Annotated in this window: 17 protein-coding genes; 6 read left to right on the plus strand and 11 right to left on the minus strand. The window is 43.0% G+C overall.

The genetic code is table 11. The features are described from left to right. Positions 1-5: 5 nt before the first annotated feature. The 3 genes from K1X66_03785 to hemG are packed head-to-tail and all read right to left on the minus strand — an operon-like array spanning position 6 to position 4648. A complete protein-coding gene (locus K1X66_03785) occupies positions 6-2606 on the minus strand; it encodes a valine--tRNA ligase (protein ID MBX7157489.1) in 2601 nt (866 codons plus the stop codon). 48 nt (positions 2607-2654) lie between these two features. Further along, the gene (locus K1X66_03790) at positions 2655-3305 is read right to left on the minus strand and encodes an energy transducer TonB (GenBank protein ID MBX7157490.1); all 651 of its coding nucleotides are present in this window, start codon (positions 3303-3305) and stop codon (positions 2655-2657) included. An 11-nt stretch (positions 3306-3316) separates the two neighbouring features. Continuing rightward, positions 3317-4648, minus strand: coding sequence for a protoporphyrinogen oxidase (gene hemG / locus K1X66_03795; protein MBX7157491.1), 1332 nt, complete (start codon positions 4646-4648; stop codon positions 3317-3319). Positions 4649-4759: 111 nt separating this feature from the next. Between hemG and bioA the strand changes: the two genes are divergently transcribed. After that, positions 4760-6148, plus strand: a complete 1389-nt coding sequence (gene bioA / locus K1X66_03800) for an adenosylmethionine--8-amino-7-oxononanoate transaminase (GenBank protein MBX7157492.1) — start codon at positions 4760-4762, stop codon at positions 6146-6148. A 4-nt stretch (positions 6149-6152) separates the two neighbouring features. Further along, a complete protein-coding gene (gene bioD / locus K1X66_03805) occupies positions 6153-6782 on the plus strand; it encodes a dethiobiotin synthase (GenBank protein ID MBX7157493.1) in 630 nt (209 codons plus the stop codon). On the opposite strand, the gene K1X66_03810 is transcribed toward bioD, so the two are convergent. After that, positions 6769-7332: a lytic transglycosylase domain-containing protein gene (locus K1X66_03810; GenBank protein ID MBX7157494.1), complete on the minus strand. Its 564-nt coding sequence runs from the start codon at positions 7330-7332 to the stop codon at positions 6769-6771. The genes bioD and K1X66_03810 overlap by 14 nt on opposite strands. 198 nt (positions 7333-7530) lie before the next feature. On the opposite strand from K1X66_03810, the gene priA reads away from it, so the two are divergent. Next, positions 7531-9753 carry a primosomal protein N' gene (gene priA, locus K1X66_03815; protein MBX7157495.1) on the plus strand — a complete coding sequence of 741 codons (2223 nt, stop codon included), beginning with the start codon at positions 7531-7533 and terminating at the stop codon, positions 9751-9753. A 6-nt stretch (positions 9754-9759) separates the two neighbouring features. Here priA and K1X66_03820 read toward each other — a convergent pair whose 3' ends face one another. The 6 genes from K1X66_03820 to miaA are packed head-to-tail and all read right to left on the minus strand — an operon-like array spanning position 9760 to position 14801. Further along, positions 9760-10233: a type II secretion system protein GspG gene (locus K1X66_03820; protein ID MBX7157496.1), complete on the minus strand. Its 474-nt coding sequence runs from the start codon at positions 10231-10233 to the stop codon at positions 9760-9762. A gap of 58 nt (positions 10234-10291) precedes the next feature. Then, on the minus strand, positions 10292-10966 hold the full coding sequence (rsmI, locus tag K1X66_03825; protein MBX7157497.1) for a 16S rRNA (cytidine(1402)-2'-O)-methyltransferase: 675 nt from the start codon (positions 10964-10966) through the stop codon (positions 10292-10294). A gap of 5 nt (positions 10967-10971) precedes the next feature. After that, positions 10972-12099, minus strand: coding sequence for a lipid-A-disaccharide synthase (gene lpxB / locus K1X66_03830; protein MBX7157498.1), 1128 nt, complete (start codon positions 12097-12099; stop codon positions 10972-10974). Between the two features lie 33 nt (positions 12100-12132). Then, positions 12133-13065, minus strand: coding sequence for a Gfo/Idh/MocA family oxidoreductase (locus K1X66_03835; GenBank protein MBX7157499.1), 933 nt, complete (start codon positions 13063-13065; stop codon positions 12133-12135). Positions 13066-13078: 13 nt separating this feature from the next. Next, positions 13079-13879 carry a UDP-2,3-diacylglucosamine diphosphatase LpxI gene (gene lpxI, locus K1X66_03840; protein MBX7157500.1) on the minus strand — a complete coding sequence of 267 codons (801 nt, stop codon included), beginning with the start codon at positions 13877-13879 and terminating at the stop codon, positions 13079-13081. A 25-nt stretch (positions 13880-13904) separates the two neighbouring features. Next, complete coding sequence (gene miaA, locus K1X66_03845) at positions 13905-14801, minus strand: tRNA (adenosine(37)-N6)-dimethylallyltransferase MiaA (GenBank protein MBX7157501.1); 897 nt, start codon at positions 14799-14801, stop codon at positions 13905-13907. A 92-nt stretch (positions 14802-14893) separates the two neighbouring features. Between miaA and K1X66_03850 the strand changes: the two genes are divergently transcribed. From K1X66_03850 to K1X66_03860, 3 genes are all read left to right on the plus strand, one after another. Then, a complete protein-coding gene (locus K1X66_03850) occupies positions 14894-15466 on the plus strand; it encodes a hypothetical protein (GenBank protein ID MBX7157502.1) in 573 nt (190 codons plus the stop codon). Between the two features lie 70 nt (positions 15467-15536). After that, a complete protein-coding gene (locus K1X66_03855) occupies positions 15537-16127 on the plus strand; it encodes a DUF4412 domain-containing protein (protein ID MBX7157503.1) in 591 nt (196 codons plus the stop codon). Between the two features lie 107 nt (positions 16128-16234). After that, a complete protein-coding gene (locus K1X66_03860; protein MBX7157504.1) occupies positions 16235-17557 on the plus strand; it encodes a dicarboxylate/amino acid:cation symporter in 1323 nt (440 codons plus the stop codon). A gap of 5 nt (positions 17558-17562) precedes the next feature. Here the strand turns inward: K1X66_03860 and K1X66_03865 are convergent, their stop codons facing one another. Next, on the minus strand, positions 17563-19623 hold the full coding sequence (locus tag K1X66_03865; GenBank protein ID MBX7157505.1) for an ATP-dependent helicase: 2061 nt from the start codon (positions 19621-19623) through the stop codon (positions 17563-17565). Positions 19624-19661: the final 38 nt, after the last annotated feature.

Here is a 19661-nt window from a genome sequence, read left to right on the forward strand (position 1 = left end):
GACAACTAAGAAAGGTTATCTAGGTTTTTTAGTTGAACCTGCAGTTGATCAATTTTTTCTTCGAGCTTTTTGGCGCGTTCTTGATGTTCTTGTAAAACGGATGGAGGCACTTTTTCTGCGAAGGATGGATTATTTAATTTAGTTTGAGTTTGATCCCAATCTTTTTTTGTTTTTTCCAGTTCTTTAGCGAGCCGCGTTTTTTCTGCTTCTCGATCAATCAAACCCTCTAAAGGTAAGTAAAATTTGCCGAGGTCTGTCAAACAAACTGGAGCAATATTGTCTTCCGTAATAAATTCTAAAGTTTGAGCATTCAACAAAGTTTGAATGACATGCAGTTCGTTTTGAATCCATGGTTCCTTTACCTGTAGCAGCCAGCGCACTTTTTTGTTGGATGGAATATTGTAATGAGTTCGTAGAGTGCGCGCTTTACTGACAGATTGGTAAATCATTTCAGCTTTAGGTTCAGATGAAAAATGTGAAGAAGGTTGTGGCCAATTTGCGAATTGAATGGTGCCCTGATCAAAACCTAGTTCATGCCATAATTCCTCTGTGATAAAAGGAGTTAAGGGATGGAGTAAACGCAAGATGTGCGACAAAGTGTAATCAATTGTTGCGAGGGTGACTTGTTTGCGAGATTCGTTGGAAGAGGAATTGAATTCGGCTTTGGCTACTTCCAAAAACCAGTCGCAAAAATCGCCCCAGACAAAATCGTAAAGAGTTTGCGCCATTTCGTTGAAATGATAACCCTCAAATGCACGGTTCATTTTCGTAAGGGTATCGTTTAATTTTGCTAAAAGATCTTGTGTGAAAAGTGTGAGTTGATGTTTGCTGGGATCGGCTTGGGGATCAATTGGGCCTTGCAATAGACGAAAGCGACAAGCGTTCCAAAGTTTGTTGCAGAAATTGCGTCCTTCAACAATTTGCGTTTCGTCAAATCGAATGTCTTGACCTTGTGGTGCGATGCGCATGAGTCCGAAGCGTAAACCGTCTGCGCCATATTTGCTGATTAAATCCAGAGGATCGGGGGAATTGCCAAGGGATTTAGACATTTTACGCCCTTGTTTATCGCGAATGATGCCGGTGAAGTAAACGTCGTGGAAAGGAATTTCATTTTTATATTCCAAACCAGCCATAATCATTCGCGCTACCCAGAAAAAGATAATATCGGGACCGGTGACTAGAACGCTCGTGGGATAAAATTTTGCCAACGTTTTTTCATCCATGGTGTCAAATGGCCAAAGCCATGAAGAAAACCAAGTGTCTAAAACGTCGGAATCTTGCTCCCAATCTTCTCCTGGGGACGTGAGGGAAACTTTAATTTCCGATAGATTTTTTTTATTATACCAAACCGGAATTCGGTGCCCCCACCAAAGTTGTCGAGAAATACACCAATCTTGAATGTTTTCGAGCCAGTGATCGTAAACCTTTTCCCAACGTTCGGGAAAAAAGCGAATGAGGTGCTTGTGTACGGCATGGCGTGCTTCTTGAGTTTTGGGATATTTTAAAAACCATTGTTCGCTCAAGCGCGGTTCGATGGGCACATCAGCACGTTCGCTAAAACCGACATTATTTTGATAGGGCTCTTCGCGAATGAGTAATCCAAGAATTTTCAATTTTTCGACTGCCAATTTTCTCGCTTCAAATCGATCGAGATTTTGGAAATCTTCGCCCGCGAGTGCGTTCATTGTGCCGTTAGGGTTCATGATGTCGATAATGGGTAGCTGATGATGTTGGCCGATTTCAAAGTCGGCTTTATCATGGGCTGGTGTTACTTTCAAAACGCCAGTGCCAAACTCTTTATCGATGTGCGAATCGCCAATGATCAGAATGGCTTCTTGTTTTTCTTCAGGCAGAGGTCGTCGACAATGTAGACCAATAAAATTTTTGTAGCGTGGGTCTTCCGGATTTACGGCAACCGCAGTGTCGCCCATGATGGTTTCAGGACGAGTAGTGGCAATTTCTAAAAAGGTTCCCGGTTTTTCTACAATTTCATATTTGACGTAATAAAGTGTGCTTTGCTGAGGTTTAGGAATCACTTCTTCATCACTTAGTGCGGTAAGGGAAACCGGACACCAGTTGACCATGCGTTTACCTCGGTAGATGAGACCTTTTTGGTAAAGATCGATAAAAACTTCTGCGACTCGACGTGAGTAAGCTTCATCCATGGTGAAGCGTTCGCGCTCCCAATCGCACGAGCAACCTAATTTTTTGAGCTGTTGAATGATAATGCCGCCGTGTTTTTCTTTCCAATTCCAAACGCGTTTTAAAAATTCTTCACGGCCCAAATCGCGTCGTGTTTTCTTTTCTGTTTTTTTGAGTTCGCGCTCCACAACCGTTTGAGTGGCGATGCCGGCGTGATCGGTGCCAGGTAGCCAGAGCACCTCTTTGCCTTCCATACGGGCTTTGCGGCAAAGAATGTCTTGAATGGTGTTATTGAGAACATGCCCCATGGTTAGGACGCCTGTGACGTTGGGAGGAGGGATCACGATGGAAAAAGCGGGTTTTGAGGAATGAGGATCAGCGTGAAAATAATTTTCTTTCAGCCAATCGGCATACCATTTTTCTTCCACATGTTTGGGTTCGTAAGCAGTGCTAAGTGACGACATGATGGCAATGAATTCGCAAATTTCTCGAAAATGGTAAAGAATTAAGAGTTAAAGAGGATCAGAAAGTCGGAATTGAATGGGGACGTTTACTTGAGAAGCAATAGGATGACCATTGAATTGCGCAGGTTTAAATTTCCATTGACGCACTGATTTCAAAGCAGCTTGATCGAGCAACGGAAATCGGCTGCTTTTTAGGAGTTGAACGTTTAAAGGAATTCCTTGTTCTGAAACTTGTACTTGTAATAGTACGAAACCTTCCTGACCTTTTTGTCGTGCAATATCGGGATAGAGAGGCGGAGAGTTATGCAATGAATCGGGTGCGGCAGTAAAAGTAGCCCCAGAAGGTTGTTGTGTTGAAGAGGTGGCAGGTTTGTGTTTGGTAAGGGTTTGAGACGGTTTTTGTGAAGATTGAGTAGTCGGGAAAGTGGGTGAGGCTTTTAAAGAAGGTTTTGTTATAGTGGCAGAAGGAACAGGATCGGTTGTTTTGGGTGGTTGAGGGATTTGTGGTTGAACGTTGATTTTGTCGCTGGCGAAAACATCGGGTTGAAAAAGATGAAGTTGCGGCAGTGAGACGCCTTGAGTAACGGAATAAGAAATGCTCTCTTTTTTAAACCAAGATTGATTGAGAAAGATGAAATGAAAAAGTAGAGCAACACCAAAACAGATCGAAATCCGAGTGAAATAAAGTCGATCAGCCATATTATTTCAGATTATCGCTTATGAGAATTTGTCGAAGGAAAGAAATCGCTCAATTTTAGAGCATTTAAAATAACGTTCTCTAAAGAGATGCCGCCGCGATAGTTGCCTAAGAGATAAAGACCAGGAAATTGGCGTTCCACATTTTGGCAGAAATCCAAAAAAGAATCGTAATGGATATCGTATTGTGGAATGGCTTGAGGCCAGCGAACGATATGGTGAAAAGTTGGTTTTTGGGTGATGCCTAGCAAAGGGCCGAGATCGCTTTGAACTTGTTCCAAAAGCATTTCGTCTGAGAGCGTGATAGCTTCTGGATCTTGAACGCCTCCGAGAAAAGCGGTTAAGAGAATGTGATTGTTAGGCGCCCGTTGGGGGAAAAGTGTGGAAGAAAAAAGGGCACCCAATGTGCGAATGTTTCTTTTGCGACTAATTAAAACGCCAAATCCGTTTAAAGGATGTTTAATCGCAGCACGATGGAAACCCAGATGAATAACGTTGAGTGAGGCTTGTGGAAGGGTCGTAAAATTTTTAGGTTCTGGAATGATCGGAGTTAGCAGTTTACTGACTTGTGAAAGAGATGTGGCTAAAATAACAAAGTCGCTAGTGAAAGTTTGTTTGTTGGTTTCGACATGGAATTGATTGTTTTTTTGAGTGAGGGCTAGTGCCTCCGTTTGATAATGAATCGTTTGATGAGAAGCAAGTTTCTGGCTGAGAAATCCCAGGCCTTCTGGCCACGAAATTAAACGGCGTTTTACGCCTGTTTTTTTCTTTTTTAAAAAGGTGTGAACTAAATTTTTTGACTCATTTTTGATGTGATAAAGCTTGGGAAAGGCATGACGTAAAATGAGTTGTTCTGGGTTGCCTGCCCAAATGCCTGAGATAAAAGGATCCACCATTTCTTGTAAAATTTCTTTTCCAAATTCTTGACGGAAAAAGTTGGCAATTGTTTCTTCAGACTTTACAGGAGATGAGGAAAGGAGCCCATGCCAAAGTTGACGTTTTCCCTGCCAGGAAATGAGAGGGGTGAATAATAGAGATAGAGGATTGATGGGAAGAGGAGTTAGTTTTTCATTTTTTACTACAAAACGATTTTTGGCCCTAGGCGCGGCATCCATTGCATTTTCCCAGAGAGCATTTTCTTTAAGAAATTGGACTGTTTCAGGTTGGGAAACTAAAAAAGTGTTGGGGCCTAATTCGCAACGGAATCCATTTTTTAAAATAGTTTGAGCCACGCCACCGGGCGATTGAGATGCTTCTAACAGTGTAATGGAATAGCCGCTTTTTTTTAAAGCAGTGGCTGTAGTGAGTCCGGATAGTCCGGCACCGATAATAAGCACTGATTTCATGTTAGTTCGTTAGCACGATTTAGTTTTGGGATTCTATCAAAGAAAAGAAGATTGTGTTAGAAACAATTTGTTTTTATTGAGATGAGATCCTTTTTATAAATTTTAGAGTTCATGAGTGCAATCGCGGCTTTAGACAAGCGTTATTTATGGCATCCTTTTACTCAGATGAGTGAATGGATTGACTCTTCTTGTCAACCCCTTGTCGTAGTAGAGGCCGAGGGGGCTGTGTTGCGAACGGAGGCGGGTGAGGAATTTTTGGATGGTAACGCTTCGATTTGGACTAATATTCATGGTCATAATCATCCTGCTTTAAATGAAGCGTTGAAAAAACAAATCGACCGTATTGCGCACAGTTCTTTTTTGGGTTTGACGAATGATGTTGCTCCGCGTTTAGGACAAGCTTTGGTTGAACTGTTGCAACCGGGTTGTAGGCATCGCGCTTTTTTTTCTGATGATGGTTCGACAGCGATGGAAGCGGGATTGAAAATGATTTTTCAAGCGCGTCAGCAACGAGGTGAGGTGAGTCGACAAAAATTTTTGTCTTTAGGTGGCGCTTACCATGGAGACACGGTGGGCGCGATGAGTTTGGGGAAAAGCGAACTTTTTCATCGTTCTTATGGAAAATTGTTGTTCGAAACGCAAGAGGTAATGAGTCCCGCGTGTTATCGTTGTCCTTATAATCAAAGTAAACCGGAAAAAGGAGTGGAGGCACGCTTTTCACGAAAATGTCGTTGGGAATGTTTGGAGCAATTAGAAAAAACTTTGAAAAAGGATTCGGAAAAAATTGCCGCGTTTGTTTTGGAGCCGCGTGTGCAAGGCGCTGCGGGCTTGTGGATGCATCCACCGGATTACTTAAAGCAAGCGGCTGAACTTTGTCGTGAAAAAGGAGTTTGGATTTTTTTGGATGAAGTGTTAACCGGTTTTGGTCGAACCGGTGAAATGTTTGCTTGTCACCAGGAAAAGCTCGTGCCTGATGTGATTACCTTGGCGAAAGGGTTAACGGCGGGTTATTTACCTTTAGCGGCCACGTTGAGTTCTCAAGAAATTTTTGACTCTTTTTTAGGAAAATACGAAGAGTTTAAAACTTTTTTTCATGGTCATAGTTATACCGGCAATGCTTTGGGATGTGCTGTGGCGTTAGAAAATGTGGCGATTTTCGAAAGAGAAAAAACGCTTCAGAAAGTAGATTTTGTGAGTCGAAAATTAGCTGAACTTACTCAACTTTTTTGGCAGCATCCCAACGTGGGAGAGGTTAGACGGGAAGGAGCAATAGTTGCGATTGAGTTGGTTGAAGAATTTGATTCGAAAAAAACTTTTCCATTAGAAAAAAGGATAGGGCATTGGGTTTGTGAAGCGGCTAAAAAATATGGTCTTTTGACTCGGCCGATTGGCAATGTTTTGGTGTTAATGCCTCCTTATTGTGTGACAGAGAAACAGTTGGATCAAATGGTCGATGCGCTTTGGAAGGCATTGAATAATGTGTTGCCAAGCGTAGAATGAGGTTATGAAACGCATTTTCATTTCTGGTAGCGATACTGAAGTGGGGAAGACATTTTTTACGGTGCAATTATTGCGAAAATTGAAATCGGCTAATGTGGCAGGTTTTAAACCTATTGCTTGTGGCGATCGTGATGATGCTCAAAAATTTTTGGATGCTATGGCGCCTACATCATTGGTTTTAGATGAAATTAATCCTATTTTTTTGCAAAAACCGATGGCGCCTTACGTTGCGGCGACAGCGGAGAATCGAACTCTTGATTTTGATCGACTGGATAAAAGTTTGAAAAAACTTGAGATAATTTATTCTACTGTCTTGATTGAAGGCGCGGGTGGAATTATGACACCGATAACTTCAAATCTCACTATGCGTGATTTGGCGCGGCGTTGGGATTGTTCTGTGGTTTTGGTAGTTCCGAATCAATTGGGTGTTTTGAGTCAAACGCTTTGCGCTGTGGAAGCTTTGCAGGATTTAGTTTTGGAAGGGATCATTTTGAATAATCGTGAGGCAATGGGACAAGGATTGGATTTGCAACGGTCGAATCAGGAAGTTTTATTGGAACATTTTCCGGGAAAAGTTTGGAATTTGAATGATTGCGATTTAACAAAGTTTGCTGAGCGTTTTAATGAAACTTAGTTTGGTTTCGGTAGGTTTTGTATTTTTCCGTTGTGGTAATGATATAATTTTTTGTGGATGGAAAAGTTATCTGATTCAAAAAATCTTTTGCAGTCAATTTGATGTCATTCGTCGAAGTGGCCCAACGAAGTGCATTAGCGCGACCCGCGTTGTATTCTGCTAAGGCAAACGGAATGGGATCCTCCCATTCTTGCCAACGTTTTAACGCTTGTGCCAAATACCAAGTGCCAATGGCAATGTTGATTTGAGGATCGAAGAGATGATCCAACTGAAAAGATTCTCCATTTTCTTTTTCTTGCCATTCTTGAGCTGCAATCGGTGTGATTTGCATGAGGCCGCGCTCTTGATTCGACCCGACGTAGTGAGGATTGAAATTGGTCTCTCGCCAAATAACGGCTTTTACGAGATAAGGATCAATTTGTCGAAGTGTGGCTTCCTGACGAATCCATTCGTCGTAGCGAGATGTTCTTGCGATTTCTCTTTGATGCAGAAAAAAAGCTAACCCAAAAGCGATGAGCAAAGAGCTAATCAGTTTAAAAAGAAAAGTCATTTTTTAAACCTTAGCATAGTTCAAGGTTGTTTTTCGAAATAATAATTTGGCTTTGATAGGATTTTTTGCTTGTTGTGTAGTTGTCTGACTGTGCTTTATTAATAGCTGCGATTATATTATTTATTCGAGTATTTAATCACAATAAAATAACCTGAAAGCTTGCGCGATTTTTGAGTTAAGCCACAATAAAGGTTAAGAATGAAAGTTGCGCGGGTTTTGACAGAGGTTGCGATGGATCGGGCATTGGATTATGAGGTGCCTGAAAGCTTGTGCGCTGCTATTCAGTTGGGGCATCGGGTGAAGGTTCCTTTAGGGCGAAGATTGACCGTGGGTTATGTGGTGGCATTTCCTGAAGTGGCGCAGGTTAATATGTTGAAACCGATTCAAGATTTGGTCGATAAAGAGCCTTTAATTCAACCGCGTTTGATTGAGTTAGCGCAGTGGATGGCGGAATATTATGTGTGTTCGTTAGAAACGGCTTTGAAAACGCTTCTTCCTGAAGCGGTAAGAAATATAGAAATTTCTTATCGCGAGTTGTTTGAAGTGCGTTTGCTGAAATCGATATTAAACGAAGATTTTGAACAGCTCAAGCAACGGGCTAAAAAACAGGCTCATGTGTTGGAAAGTTTGGCGAAGGTTGAAGGCGCTTTATTGGTGGCAAAAGCGGAAAAAGAGTTGGGCGCGTCGTGGGCGATGTTGCGATCGTTGGAAAAGAAGGGGTGGGTGACGTTGACTCGGGTGAGGCAGGAGCGTGATCCGTTTAGTTCGGAAGATTTTTTGGTGTCGCAAGATTTGGTTTTGAACGAGGAACAGGCGCAAGTTTTTGAACAATTAAAAAAATTTCTTAATGAGAAAAATCCCAAACCGTTTTTGATTCATGGTGTGACGGGGAGTGGTAAGACCGAGTTGTATTTGCAAGCGATGCGGGTGTGTTTGGAACAAGGTCGAGGCGCGATTATGTTGGTGCCGGAAATTGCTTTAACGCCGCAAAGTGTGGAGCGATTGAAATCGCGATTTGCTGCGGAGGATGGGACGGAAGTAGCGGTGTTGCATTCTCATTTATCTTCGGGAGAACGGCATGATGAATGGCATCGGATTCGCGAAGGGCGAGCGCGAGTGGTAATTGGCGCGCGATCGGCTGTTTTTGCTCCGGTAAAAAATTTGGGAATGATCGTAGTGGATGAAGAGCATGAGGGAAGTTATAAGCAGCAGGAAGCGCCACGTTATCATGCGCGTGATGTGGCGATTATGCGAGGGCGATTAGAGGGAGCGTTGGTGGTGTTGGGTAGTGCAACGCCTGCGGTGGAGACTTATTATCATGCTCAAACTAAAAAATATGAGTTGGCTGAGCTAAAGAAGCGGGTGGATGAGCAAGCGATGCCAACGATGCATGTGGTGGATATGCGGCAAGAAGTGGCTCGAGGGAAAGGGATTCCTGTTTTATCGAATCGGTTATATGAAGCCATTTATTCGCGCTTGGAAAAAAAAGAGCAGGTGATTCTTTTTTTAAATCGGCGCGGTTTTTCTTCTTCTTTGATTTGTGTAGCCTGCGGTTATGTCGCGATGTGTCCGAATTGTAGTGTTGCTTTAACGTTTCATCGCGCACAAGGCAAGGTGCGTTGTCATTGGTGCGATCATACGGAAGAACCGCCACACGTTTGTCCGCAATGTCATGATCCTCGTATTCGTTATGCGGGCTTGGGTACGGAACGCGTGGAAGAGGTGATTCTTTCGGCTTTCCCTCAAGCTGTAGTGCAACGGATGGATTCTGATACGATGCGGCGAAAGGGAGCGCATCAGCGAGTGCTTGGCGATTTTAAACGAGGTAAGATTGATATTTTAGTTGGCACGCAGATGATTGCGAAGGGATTGCATTTTCCGAATGTCACGTTGGTAGGGATTGTTTATGCAGATTTGGCGTTGCATTTGCCTGATTTTCGAGCGAGTGAGCGGGTGTTTCAATTGCTGACACAAGTTGCAGGTCGGGCGGGGCGAGGCAATGTGAAAGGGGATGTGGTGGTGCAAAGTTTTACGCCTTTTGTACCAGCGATTCAATTTTCTAAACATTACGATTTTCAAGGATTTTATGAGCAAGAGTTGGAGTTTCGTCGAGAATTTCATTATCCGCCTTTTTGTCGTTGCACGTTATTAACAGTGCGATCGCGAAGTGAAGAGCGCGCTAGTTTTTTTGCGACTTATTTAGAAAAAGAGTTGAGAGCGCTCGCTTTGCCAAAAACCACGGTGAGTCAAGCGGCTCCTGCGCCGATGGCAAAGATTCAGGGTTGGTATCGCTATCAGATTTTAATTCGAACGATGCAACCGTTAATCATGGGGAAAATGCTAAAGAATTTTTTGAGCGAGCTCACTTTTCCTGAGGAAATCATGGTGATTGTGGATGTGGATGCGGTACAACTTTTGTAAGAAAGATTACCAATTTTTAATCCACTTTTCTGAATTACCTGCGTCGCCACCGGTTGACCAAAGGCTGACTTCGGGAGCGTTAGGGTTTGTGCTCGGATCTTTAGAGCTGTTGTAGCCGTAGGGATTGCCGTAGGGGTCTTGGATAAAATAATTTCCTCGTGTGCCGCCTTTTTGGTTTTCTTTGAGTTGAAGATAAATTTTGTCGCCTTCGATTAATGCTGCATAGAGTTTTCGGGCGCCGGTGCCAGTAGGCGATGAAGTAATGGAGTCTTCACCTTGAGGCGGTTCGCCAAAATCCAATGTGTAATCGGAAACCGCTGATTCAATAGCGGCAATTTCGGCTTTAGCGCGATTAGCTTTAGCGGCGCCGCTCACATAACGAATGCCGCCTATGGTCAGTGCAGCTAACACAGCGATGATGCTGATAACGGTAATGATTTCAACAAGAGTGAAGCCTGATTTTTTAGAAAAGGGAGTCATGTGAAGAGCAAAGCAAAGTTAAGTTGAGAAAGCAAGAAGTCAGAAGTGAAAATAATATTTAGCGAGTGCCTTCGATCACTAAACTAATTTCTCCGCGCCATTTACGACCTTTGTGTTTCTGGGCTAGTTCTTGAGCTGTGCCGCGTAAGACTTCTTCAAATTTTTTCGTTAGCTCTCGGGCAACACAGACGCGCCTTTCTGGAAATTGGTTGGCTAATTCTTCCAGAGTTTTTGCGATGCGATGAGGAGATTCGAAAAAGACGGTGGTTTCCGTTATATCTTTTAATGAAGCGATCACACGCATGCGTTGGGCGCCTTTGACGGGTAAGAACCCTCTAAAACTAAAAGGGCACATAGCGAATCCGCTAGCGGCTAAAGCATGTAAAACTGCGGAAGCGCCTGGAATGACTTCGACTTCGATTTGGTGGTTAAGACAGGTTGCGATGAGACGTTCGCCGGGGTCGGAAATGCCGGGAAATCCGGCATCGGAAACTAGAGCGATTTGTTTGCCTTGCGAAAGTTGTTCTAAAAAAGTGGAAGCGCGTTTGGCTTCATTGAATTGATGATAGCTGATTAGAGGTTTTTGAATTTCATAATGTTTGAGTAGAACGGCTGTGTGACGAGTGTCTTCTGCAGCGATCAGATCAGCCTCTTTCAAGACGCGCAAAGCGCGAAGGGTAATGTCTTCCAAATTTCCAATAGGAGTTGCAACAATAAAAAGTTTACCTGACATACCAATTATAGAGCATTAAAAATAAAATTTGCGGCACGCTGCGAGGCACCCGGAGTGCCGAGGAGTTCAATAGCTTTTGTTAATTCTTCCTGTTGCCGTTTGCGACGCGTTTCGCTGCTTAAATATTCTATGGCGGTATGAGCTAATCGATTTGGCGTGGCTTGCGATTGTACCAGTTCGGGAATGACGGGTTTGTTAACCAAAAGATTTACCATGGCTAGGTAAGGAACTTTGACTAAGAGTTTGCCTAGTTGGTAGGTGAGAGGGTTCACATGGTAAAAAACGATCATCGGTGTGTTAGCGTAAGCGCATTCCAAGGTTGCCGTTCCAGAGGTGACGAGAGCTAAGTGGCATCGTGACAGATAAGTGGTGGTATAGTGGGAGATAACTTGGATATCGAGGGATAGACCGAAATGATTTTCTAAAAATTGTCTTTCGAAATTAGCGAGTGCGAGAGAGGGGGCGAGACATAAAAAGGCCATGTTGGGTTTGTAGACATTAAGAATTTGAGCGGCTTCAAGCAAAAGAGGTAGGTGCTTTTGAATTTCTCGTTTTCGGCTTCCTGGCAAGAGTGCGATGGTAGTTTTTTCGAATTTTTTTCGATTGGGATCTAAAGGAAATAAGCGATCGAGCAGTGGGTGGCCTACCCAAATGGTTTTCAGGCCAGGAGCGTGCAATTGATACCAGTCTGGTTCAAAAGGGAAGATGCATAATACGGCATCGGCGTAACGTTCTAAAATTTTGACGCGGCCAGCTTTCCAAGCCCAAAGTTGTGGGCTGACATAATAAAAAATTTTGGTTTTAGGAAGAAGAGAACGAATTTTTTTAATGAAACGAAGGTTGAATCCAGGCGAGTCGATTACGATGAGTGCATCGGGTTGGAGTTCGGTGCATTGTTTTAGGAGTTGTTGAAAAAAATTTTTAAATTTTGGATAATGTCGCAACACTTCCCAAAGGCCGAGCACGGCGTGTTGAGTAAGATCGATGGATTGGATTTGACCCGCCGCCAGCATGTGAGGACCGCCCGCACCATAAAAATGGGTTTTCGGATGTTTTTTTCGCATGGCATGAATGAGATCGCTGCCAATGAGATCTCCACTGGTTTCGCCGGCGATAAGGAAAAATGTTTTCATCCCATCCTTTTTGTTTTGATGAAGTCTGGGTGGTTAAGCGGATTTTTGAGCGTTTTTCCAAATCTGGTCGGTGATTTCGATCGCGACATCGAGAGCGGCAGCTCCATGTTCTCCGCTGACAAGAGGTTGTTGTCGTAGACGAGCGCATTCGACGAACGATTTCAGTTCTAAAGAAAGGGGTTCTTCTTTGGTGATAGGCACTTTTTCGCGTGTGATTTGTGAATCAATTTTTCGGTAAATTTCTCCGGTTTGTTTTTGATAATCCAACGAGAGATAGGTGTCTTCTTGAAAAACTCGAATTTTTCTTAATTTTTCTGTGCTAATACGGCTAACGGTTAAGTTAGCAATACAACCATTTTCAAATCGCAATCGAGCATTGGCGATATCTTCGCCTTTACTGAGCACGGCAACACCGACAGCGTCTAAGCTTTGAATGGGAGATTTTACCAGGTGCAATACGATTTCCAAATCGTGGATCATTAGATCCAACACGACGCCAACATCTGTGCCGCGACCAGGATATTCGGAGAGTCGATGTGCTTCGATAAAGCGCGGGTGGGTTAAGGATTGCTCGAGAGTTCTCAGCACCGGATTAAAACGTTCAATATGTCCGACTTGTAAAACGACATTGCGCGCTTTGGCGAGTTGCACGAGTTCTTTAGCAGGTTGAGGAGTGTCGGTGATAGGTTTTTCTACGAGCACATGTTTACCAGAAATGAGTAAAGGTTTTGCGACTTCATAATGGGTTGAAGTAGGCGTGGCAACTGTTGCGGCATCCACTGCATGGATGAGTTCTTGTAAGGAAGAAAAAGCTTTAACATTATGATGTTGAGCGATGCGTCGCGCTGAATCAGTATTCAAATCGTAAATGCCTACGAATTCCACATCGGGCAATAAAGAGTAAAGACGAGCATGTTCACGACCAATATGGCCGACACCGACAACACCAACTTTTAGTTTTTCCATAAAAAATAATTAATTAATTTAAGCTAAGAATAGTAATATGATGTTTGAAAGCTAATTCGATTATTTTTTCTTTTTGTAAAAGCAAGGTTTTTTCTGCTTCCACAGCAATTGCCATGAGGTTGGCTTCGGCTGCAACCTCTAGGGTTTGGGGGCCGATCACCGGCACATCGAAACGAAAATCTTGATTGGGTTTGCTAACTTTAGCTGCAATCGCTTCTTTACCCAGAGCGCCTGCACGGCGAATGGCTTCATTAGTTCCTTCGAACGCTTCGACTGCTAGCACGGTACCTTTTTTTACGACGACAGTTTGTCCGATGTCGAGCGCACTCATTTGTTTAGCAAGTTGAAAAGCGTAACGCGCATCATCCAGAAAACGGAGTTTAATTTTTGGTCCTACACTCCAGGCTTGTGGCACGATTTGATCTTCTAAAAATTGGGTGGCAGGCAAGAGAGTGACTCCCGATTTGGCAAGTTCCTGAGCGATAGCTGAGAAAAGGGTTTCCGCATTGCGTTGTTTGAGTTTTGATAAGAGTAAAAGCGCTTTGATATCAGGTTTTAAATGGAACAGGTTGCCAGGCCGAATTTGACCCGCCATGACGGCTTGAGTGACGCCTGTTTTTTGAAAGGTTTTCAGTAAAGTGCCCAGTTGTCCGACTCGCATCCAGTGGATATCATCGACTTGCGACGCTAAATTGGGATCGGTTTCTTCTTCAAAAGCGGCAGCGACGATTCTTTTGACTCCTGCACGTCGCGCGCCAGCCACCCATTCGAAGGGATAAATGCCTCGTCCTGCAATAAGTCCGATGGTTTCCATTTTTGTTAGCTTGTAGAGCAAGCTTTTAGCTTGCTATAAAATTTTTGTAAATCTTTTGCGCGGTCATTTCAGCGGGTTCTTCAGCAGAAACTGAAATCCATTGAATGTCTTTTTCTCGTTTGAACCAAGTCATTTGACGTTTAGCGTACTGTCGCGTTTGTTGTTGGATTTTTTGTTGGCAGGTTGCGAAATCCATTTTATCTCTTTCACCTTGTTTCCATGCCGCAATTTGTCGGTAGCCCAACGCTTGCCAGGCGGTGGCGTTGGGAGGAACTTTATCTTTCAAAATAGTTTCATATTCTTTTTCTAATCCTTGAAGAAACATGGTTCTGACTCGTTGATTAATCCGGTTTTTCAAATCTTCGGAATCTCGTTTTAATCCATAAATAGGCGATGTAGAAGTCTTTTGCCAACTGTCGCGTTGTAATGTGCCGCCTTGTTGCAAAATCGTGAAAGCTCTTTCCACGCGACGACGGTTTTTGATATCAATTAGTGTCAAGGCTTCAGGTTGCAAATGCCGAATTTTTTCAATTAATTCTTCTAAAGTGAATTGAGCTAATTGCGTCTGGTGTTGCGGTAAAGTGGGTGGGTTGCTATCCAAGCCTACACGCAAGGCTCGAATATAAAGTCCTGTGCCTCCTACGACGAGCGCGCGTTTACCGCGCTGTTCAATTTGTTGGCGAGCGCTTTGAGCTTTTTCTAGCCATTGTGCGGCAGAAAAAAAATCCTGAGGTTCGACCAAATCCAAGCAGTGATGGATAATCTGTTTTTGTTCAGCAGGTGTTGGTTTGGCGGTGGCGATATCTAAATGACGATAGACTTGCATGGAATCGGCCACGATGATTTCTGCGTTAATGAGCGGTGCCAGATAAAGCGCAACTTCACTTTTGCCAACGGCAGTAGGACCTACGAGAAAAAGCATAGCAAACGGTAAAAAGAACTATTTTCTTTTCCAAGTCAGGAATTTAAAGCGGGGCCGTTTGACTTTGTTAATGAGCTTATTAAGGTGATTTTATGAAGAAAATAATTTCTAATTTATTATTATTATCCTTAATTAGCCTTTTTTCGTCTCAGGCAAAAGCTTTGGATTTGCCAAAAGCGTTTACCACAGATTTTGCTGTGACACTAGCGACGGATGGCTCTCAAAGAGAAAGCGGAAGGGTGTTTTCTGCTAACCCAGAATTAATTCGAACCGAACTCAAAACAGAAGGCAAGGATCAGATTAATATTTATCGTGACCACAAAAGATATGTGCTTTATCCCGATAGGAAATGGTATCGAGTTTTTTCGGATGGGCATCCTTTAATTAATGAATTTTCGGTGATTTATCAAACTGATACACGATGGGAAAAGATAGGTGACAAAGAGATTAGCGGGAAAAGTGCAATTAAATGGAATGTTACTTATCATGTTAATAATCAAGATAAAACTGTCAAAGTTTGGACTGATGCTAATAACAACAATCCCTTGCGCATCAAAGTGGATAATAAGATTGTTAATTTAACCAATTTTAAGGAAGGCGATCCTGATCCTTCTTTATTTGAAGTGCCAAGAAATTATACAGAAATTCAAGATTATCAGGAGTAAGCATTGTCGTTTTTTACAAAATAAGAGTTTACATCAATCCTTATTCTATTTAGGAAAAGTAAAAATAATTATGAAAAACTTTGCTTATTTTCTTAAAGGTTTAGGTTTGGCTTTACTATTTACTTTGACGACGGTTTCTTGCTCCAAAGCAGGCGATAAACCGGGGCAGATGCCCAAAAAATACAGTGTGGATATGGTGGTCACGGCGCCTGGAATGCCCTCAGCCAACACCATGAAAATGTTTGTAGATGATAAACTTTCTCGTGCTGAAGTGGAAATGAACGGTTTTAAGCAAGTTACTATCTATCGTGATAATAAAGTCATCATGCTGATGCCAGATAATAAATATATGGAAATGGAAGTGCCTAATCCCACGCTCAATGCGATTCAATCCATTAGTGATGATTCCAAATGGGAAAAAGCAGGAGAGGAAGAGATCGATGGAATTTCGGCAATCAAATGGAATATTGTAACTAAAATTAAAGGACAAACTATTAACTCCGTCATTTGGACTGATAAGAAGGAAGGTTATCCTGTGCGTTCCGAAGCTGAAGGCGCGGTTATTGATTGGAGAAATTTAAAAGTTGGACCTCAAGATAAATCCTTGTTTGAAATTCCTGCGGGTTATTCCAAAATGGAAATGCCCCAGATGCCGCAATGAGTAGGAAATAAATTAGCAATAAAGCTAGCTGCTAAGATCTAATCCCGAAAACTGAAAATGAGTTTTGCCATTGTAATTAGAATGGTGAATGGGTTTAATGAAAAGGGATGAGCGGGTGGGACAAGCAAAAAATTAACAGGCGATTTCAAGGGCAAATTATTTTAGCATTGGTGTTGGCGTTGATTTGCGGGCAATTGACGCGAGTTGAAGTGGGTTGGGAGCATTTTGGATTTCACCGAATTCTAAATATTCCAGTAATTGGAATTTATAGTTTTATTGGAGAGTTATTTTTGCGTTTGCTGCAAATGTTGATTGTTCCATTGATTGCGTCGGCGATGATTACGGCGATGGGCAGTTTGGCGGGGGAAGGAATCTTGGGCAGGTTAGGTTTTAAAACGATTTGTTATTATTTATCGACAACATTGTTGGCGGTTTTAACGGGGTTGGGTTTTGTGAATTGGATTCGTCCGGGGCAAATTCAGGGAGAAACAGCGAAGGAATTACTAGGATTATCTCGAGGATCAGGAGAGATTGCGAAGATTTTAGGAGAAAAGGGGCCGAGTGATTTAGTGGAAATTTTTTTACGCATGGTGCCGCGCAATGTGGTAGAGGTTGCGTCACAAAATGGACAAATGTTGGGGGTGATTTTTTTTAGTCTTTTGTTTGGCTTTTTTATGACGCGACTTTCGGGCGAAACGAAGTCTATTTTGAAGAAATTTTGGCAAGGTGTTTATGAGATTATGCTAATGATAACGGAGTGGGTGATGCGTTTTGCGCCTCTTGGGGTTTTTGGATTGGTGGCGAAAGTGTCGGCATCCACGGCACCGCAGGATTTTCGTATTTTATTCAGTTTTTTTATTACTGTTTTATTGGCTTTGGCTTTTCATTTTTTTATTTCTTTGCCGTTGTTATTGCGAGGCATGGGAAAAATCAATCCTTGGTTGCATTTTCGGGCGATTTTTCCGGCGTTGCTGACGGCGTTTTCAACCAGTTCTTCCAGCGCGACTTTGCCGGTGACATTGGATTGTTTGGAGCGTCGCGCGAAGGTGAGTCATCGCATTACAAGTTTTGTCACGCCGTTGGGCGCGACAGTGAATATGGATGGCACGGCACTTTACGAATGCGTAGCGGTCATATTTATTGCTCAACTTTATGGTGTGCAACTGGCGTTTCAGCAACAGTTCTTAATTGTGATTTTGGCGTTATTAACTTCAGTGGGGGTAGCAGGCATTCCCAGCGCAAGTTTGGTAGCGATTATGGTAATTCTTTCGTCATTAAAGCTTCCAGTGGAAGCCATTGGTATTTTGATGGTGTTTGATCGTTTGTTGGACATGTGTCGCACAGCGGTCAATGTGTTTAGCGATACGTGTGGAGCGGTCATTATTGCTCGAACGGAAGGGGAAATGACTGTGATGGAGAAAAGTGGATAAAAATATTAAAGCCAATTTGCTGAACCGCGTAAGTTGCCAGGATTGGTTTGCGAAAAAGAAGTCGCAGGAGTTTCCACTTTCCATTCTTCCAAAAGTTTTTCCGGGATTTCATTTAAAAAACGGGAGCGCGTTTGAAAAAGATCGCCGGTTATAGGGTTGCGTTGCAAGCGCATGAGTGGATAGGTTAAATAGAGAGCATCGCGTGCTCGGGTTACGGCAACATAAAAGAGGCGGCGTTCTTCTTCGAGTTGATCCGGATCGTGTAAGCAACGAGCCATCGGGAGCGCGCCGTCGCACAGCATGATGAGAAAAACGATTTTCCATTCGAGTCCTTTGGCTTGATGAATAGTGCTGAGTTTTAGGGTGTCTTGTAGTTGATTTTCTTTATTTTCTTCAAGACGTCCTTGAGGTGTGTCGACGTTGGTAAGGAGAGTGATTTGAGAAAGGAAATCGGATAGGGTTTCGAATTGTTGGGAAAATTCTTGTAATTGACGAAGATCGTCGAGGCGTTGTTCTGCGTTATCAAAAGTTAATTTGAGATAATTTTCATAAAATTTTTCGAGGATAAGTTGAATAAAAGTTGCGTTATCGGGATTAGCTGCTGGATCGGCTGACATCGCGCGTAATTGATCGATGAGTTGTGAAAGTTTTTGCCAAGACGTTAACGATTTGGCGCTGGTGGGTGAGATGCCATCCCAAACCGTTTTGCCTTGAAGCTGTGACCAAAGCTTTTCGGCTCCTCGATCTCCGATGCCCGGCAGAAGTTGTGCCGTCCGCTTAAAAGCGACTTCATCATTTGGATTGATGGCAATTTTTAATATGGCGCATAGGTCTTTAATATGAGCTTGTTCAAAAAATTGAATGCCGGAGGTAATTAAGAAGGGAATGTTGCGACGGCTGAGTTCGAGTTGTAATTCGATAGCGTGGGAGTGAGCGCGGTAGAGAATAGCGATTTCATTTAATGCGATACCTTCGTCATGGAGTTCTTGAATGCGTTGTGCAATGAAACGTGCCTGTTGTGTAGCATCAGTTAAAGGCACGAGAGCAGGTTTGGCACTGGCCGGCTTGTTAGAATGCAGATGTTTGGGGTGTTGTTTGACGTTGTGCGAAATAGAAGCGTTAGCTACGGCAAGAATTTCTGGAGTGCTGCGATAGTTGGTTTCGATGCGATAGGTGGTGGCTTCGGGATATTTTTTGGGGAAATCCAGGATGTTGGCGAAGTTGGCGCCACGCCAAGAGTAAATGCTTTGGGCATCATCACCAACGACCATGAGATTTTTATGTTGCGCAGCAAGTAAATCAATAAGTCGTGCTTGGACAAGGTTAGTGTCTTGATATTCGTCGACCAATAAATAAAGCCATTGTTGTTGGTAGCGTTGGCGAATGGTTTCATGATTTTCCAAAAGTGCTAAAGGTAAAGTGAGTAGATCATCATAATCGACGACGTTTGAACTTTTTTTGCGTTGTTGAAAAACAGTTTGAAGTTGGGTGAGTTGGGGTAGGTATTCTGTGAGATGGACAAAGTTGCTGGAGGCTAATTGCTCCAAACTTTGTTGTGTGTTAATGGCAAGACTAAATAATTCCAGAATGGCGTCGGCTCGAGGGAAGAGTTTGTCTTTTTTATCTTTTTTGTCTTTAACGCTTAGTCCTAAACTGGCTAAGCAGGAGGTGAGAAGGGATTTAGAATCTTCACGGTCTAAAATGGTGAAATCAGGTCGTAACCCCACTTCCGAGGCGTGTCTTCGGAGTAGTCGATTACCGATGGCGTGAAAGGTGCCGCCCCAGATTTGTGAAGCGTCAATCGGCAAAAGATTTTCCACACGATAAAGCATTTCTCGAGCAGCTTTGTTGGTGAAAGTGAGCAGTAAAATTTGTTGGGGAGCGATGCCATTTTCGAATAAATAAGCGACGCGATAAATTAAAGTGCGAGTTTTTCCGCTGCCAGCGCCGGCGATGACAAGGGCCGGGCCGGGCGCGGCTGTCACGGCGGCGAATTGATCGGTATTAAGCTCTTGAGCGTAATCAATTTTTTGCGTGGTATGATGAGTTTGAAGAGTGTAGCGCAAGGGAAATTAAGGATTATAAATTAATAATTAATTAAGAA

The organism is Verrucomicrobiia bacterium, assembly GCA_019694135.1.
Lineage (GTDB): Bacteria > Verrucomicrobiota > Verrucomicrobiia > JADLBR01 > JAIBCM01 > JAIBCM01.

What these genes read in the sequence shown, in the direction of transcription:
- K1X66_03850 (MBX7157502.1), top strand. Translation starts at nt 14,894, where the DNA reads ATGAAGAAAATAATTTCTAATTTATTATTATTATCCTTAATTAGCCTT.
- K1X66_03855 (MBX7157503.1), top strand. Translation starts at nt 15,537, where the DNA reads ATGAAAAACTTTGCTTATTTTCTTAAAGGTTTAGGTTTGGCTTTACTA.
- hemG (MBX7157491.1), bottom strand. Translation starts at nt 4,648, where the DNA reads ATGAAATCAGTGCTTATTATCGGTGCCGGACTATCCGGACTCACTACA.
- K1X66_03820 (MBX7157496.1), bottom strand. Translation starts at nt 10,233, where the DNA reads ATGACTCCCTTTTCTAAAAAATCAGGCTTCACTCTTGTTGAAATCATT.
- bioA (MBX7157492.1), top strand. Translation starts at nt 4,760, where the DNA reads ATGAGTGCAATCGCGGCTTTAGACAAGCGTTATTTATGGCATCCTTTT.
- K1X66_03790 (MBX7157490.1), bottom strand. Translation starts at nt 3,305, where the DNA reads ATGGCTGATCGACTTTATTTCACTCGGATTTCGATCTGTTTTGGTGTT.
- lpxI (MBX7157500.1), bottom strand. Translation starts at nt 13,879, where the DNA reads ATGGAAACCATCGGACTTATTGCAGGACGAGGCATTTATCCCTTCGAA.
- lpxB (MBX7157498.1), bottom strand. Translation starts at nt 12,099, where the DNA reads ATGAAAACATTTTTCCTTATCGCCGGCGAAACCAGTGGAGATCTCATT.
- priA (MBX7157495.1), top strand. Translation starts at nt 7,531, where the DNA reads ATGAAAGTTGCGCGGGTTTTGACAGAGGTTGCGATGGATCGGGCATTG.
- K1X66_03810 (MBX7157494.1), bottom strand. Translation starts at nt 7,332, where the DNA reads ATGACTTTTCTTTTTAAACTGATTAGCTCTTTGCTCATCGCTTTTGGG.
- K1X66_03860 (MBX7157504.1), top strand. Translation starts at nt 16,235, where the DNA reads ATGAGCGGGTGGGACAAGCAAAAAATTAACAGGCGATTTCAAGGGCAA.
- miaA (MBX7157501.1), bottom strand. Translation starts at nt 14,801, where the DNA reads ATGCTTTTTCTCGTAGGTCCTACTGCCGTTGGCAAAAGTGAAGTTGCG.
- K1X66_03785 (MBX7157489.1), bottom strand. Translation starts at nt 2,606, where the DNA reads ATGTCGTCACTTAGCACTGCTTACGAACCCAAACATGTGGAAGAAAAA.
- K1X66_03835 (MBX7157499.1), bottom strand. Translation starts at nt 13,065, where the DNA reads ATGGAAAAACTAAAAGTTGGTGTTGTCGGTGTCGGCCATATTGGTCGT.
- rsmI (MBX7157497.1), bottom strand. Translation starts at nt 10,966, where the DNA reads ATGTCAGGTAAACTTTTTATTGTTGCAACTCCTATTGGAAATTTGGAA.
- bioD (MBX7157493.1), top strand. Translation starts at nt 6,153, where the DNA reads ATGAAACGCATTTTCATTTCTGGTAGCGATACTGAAGTGGGGAAGACA.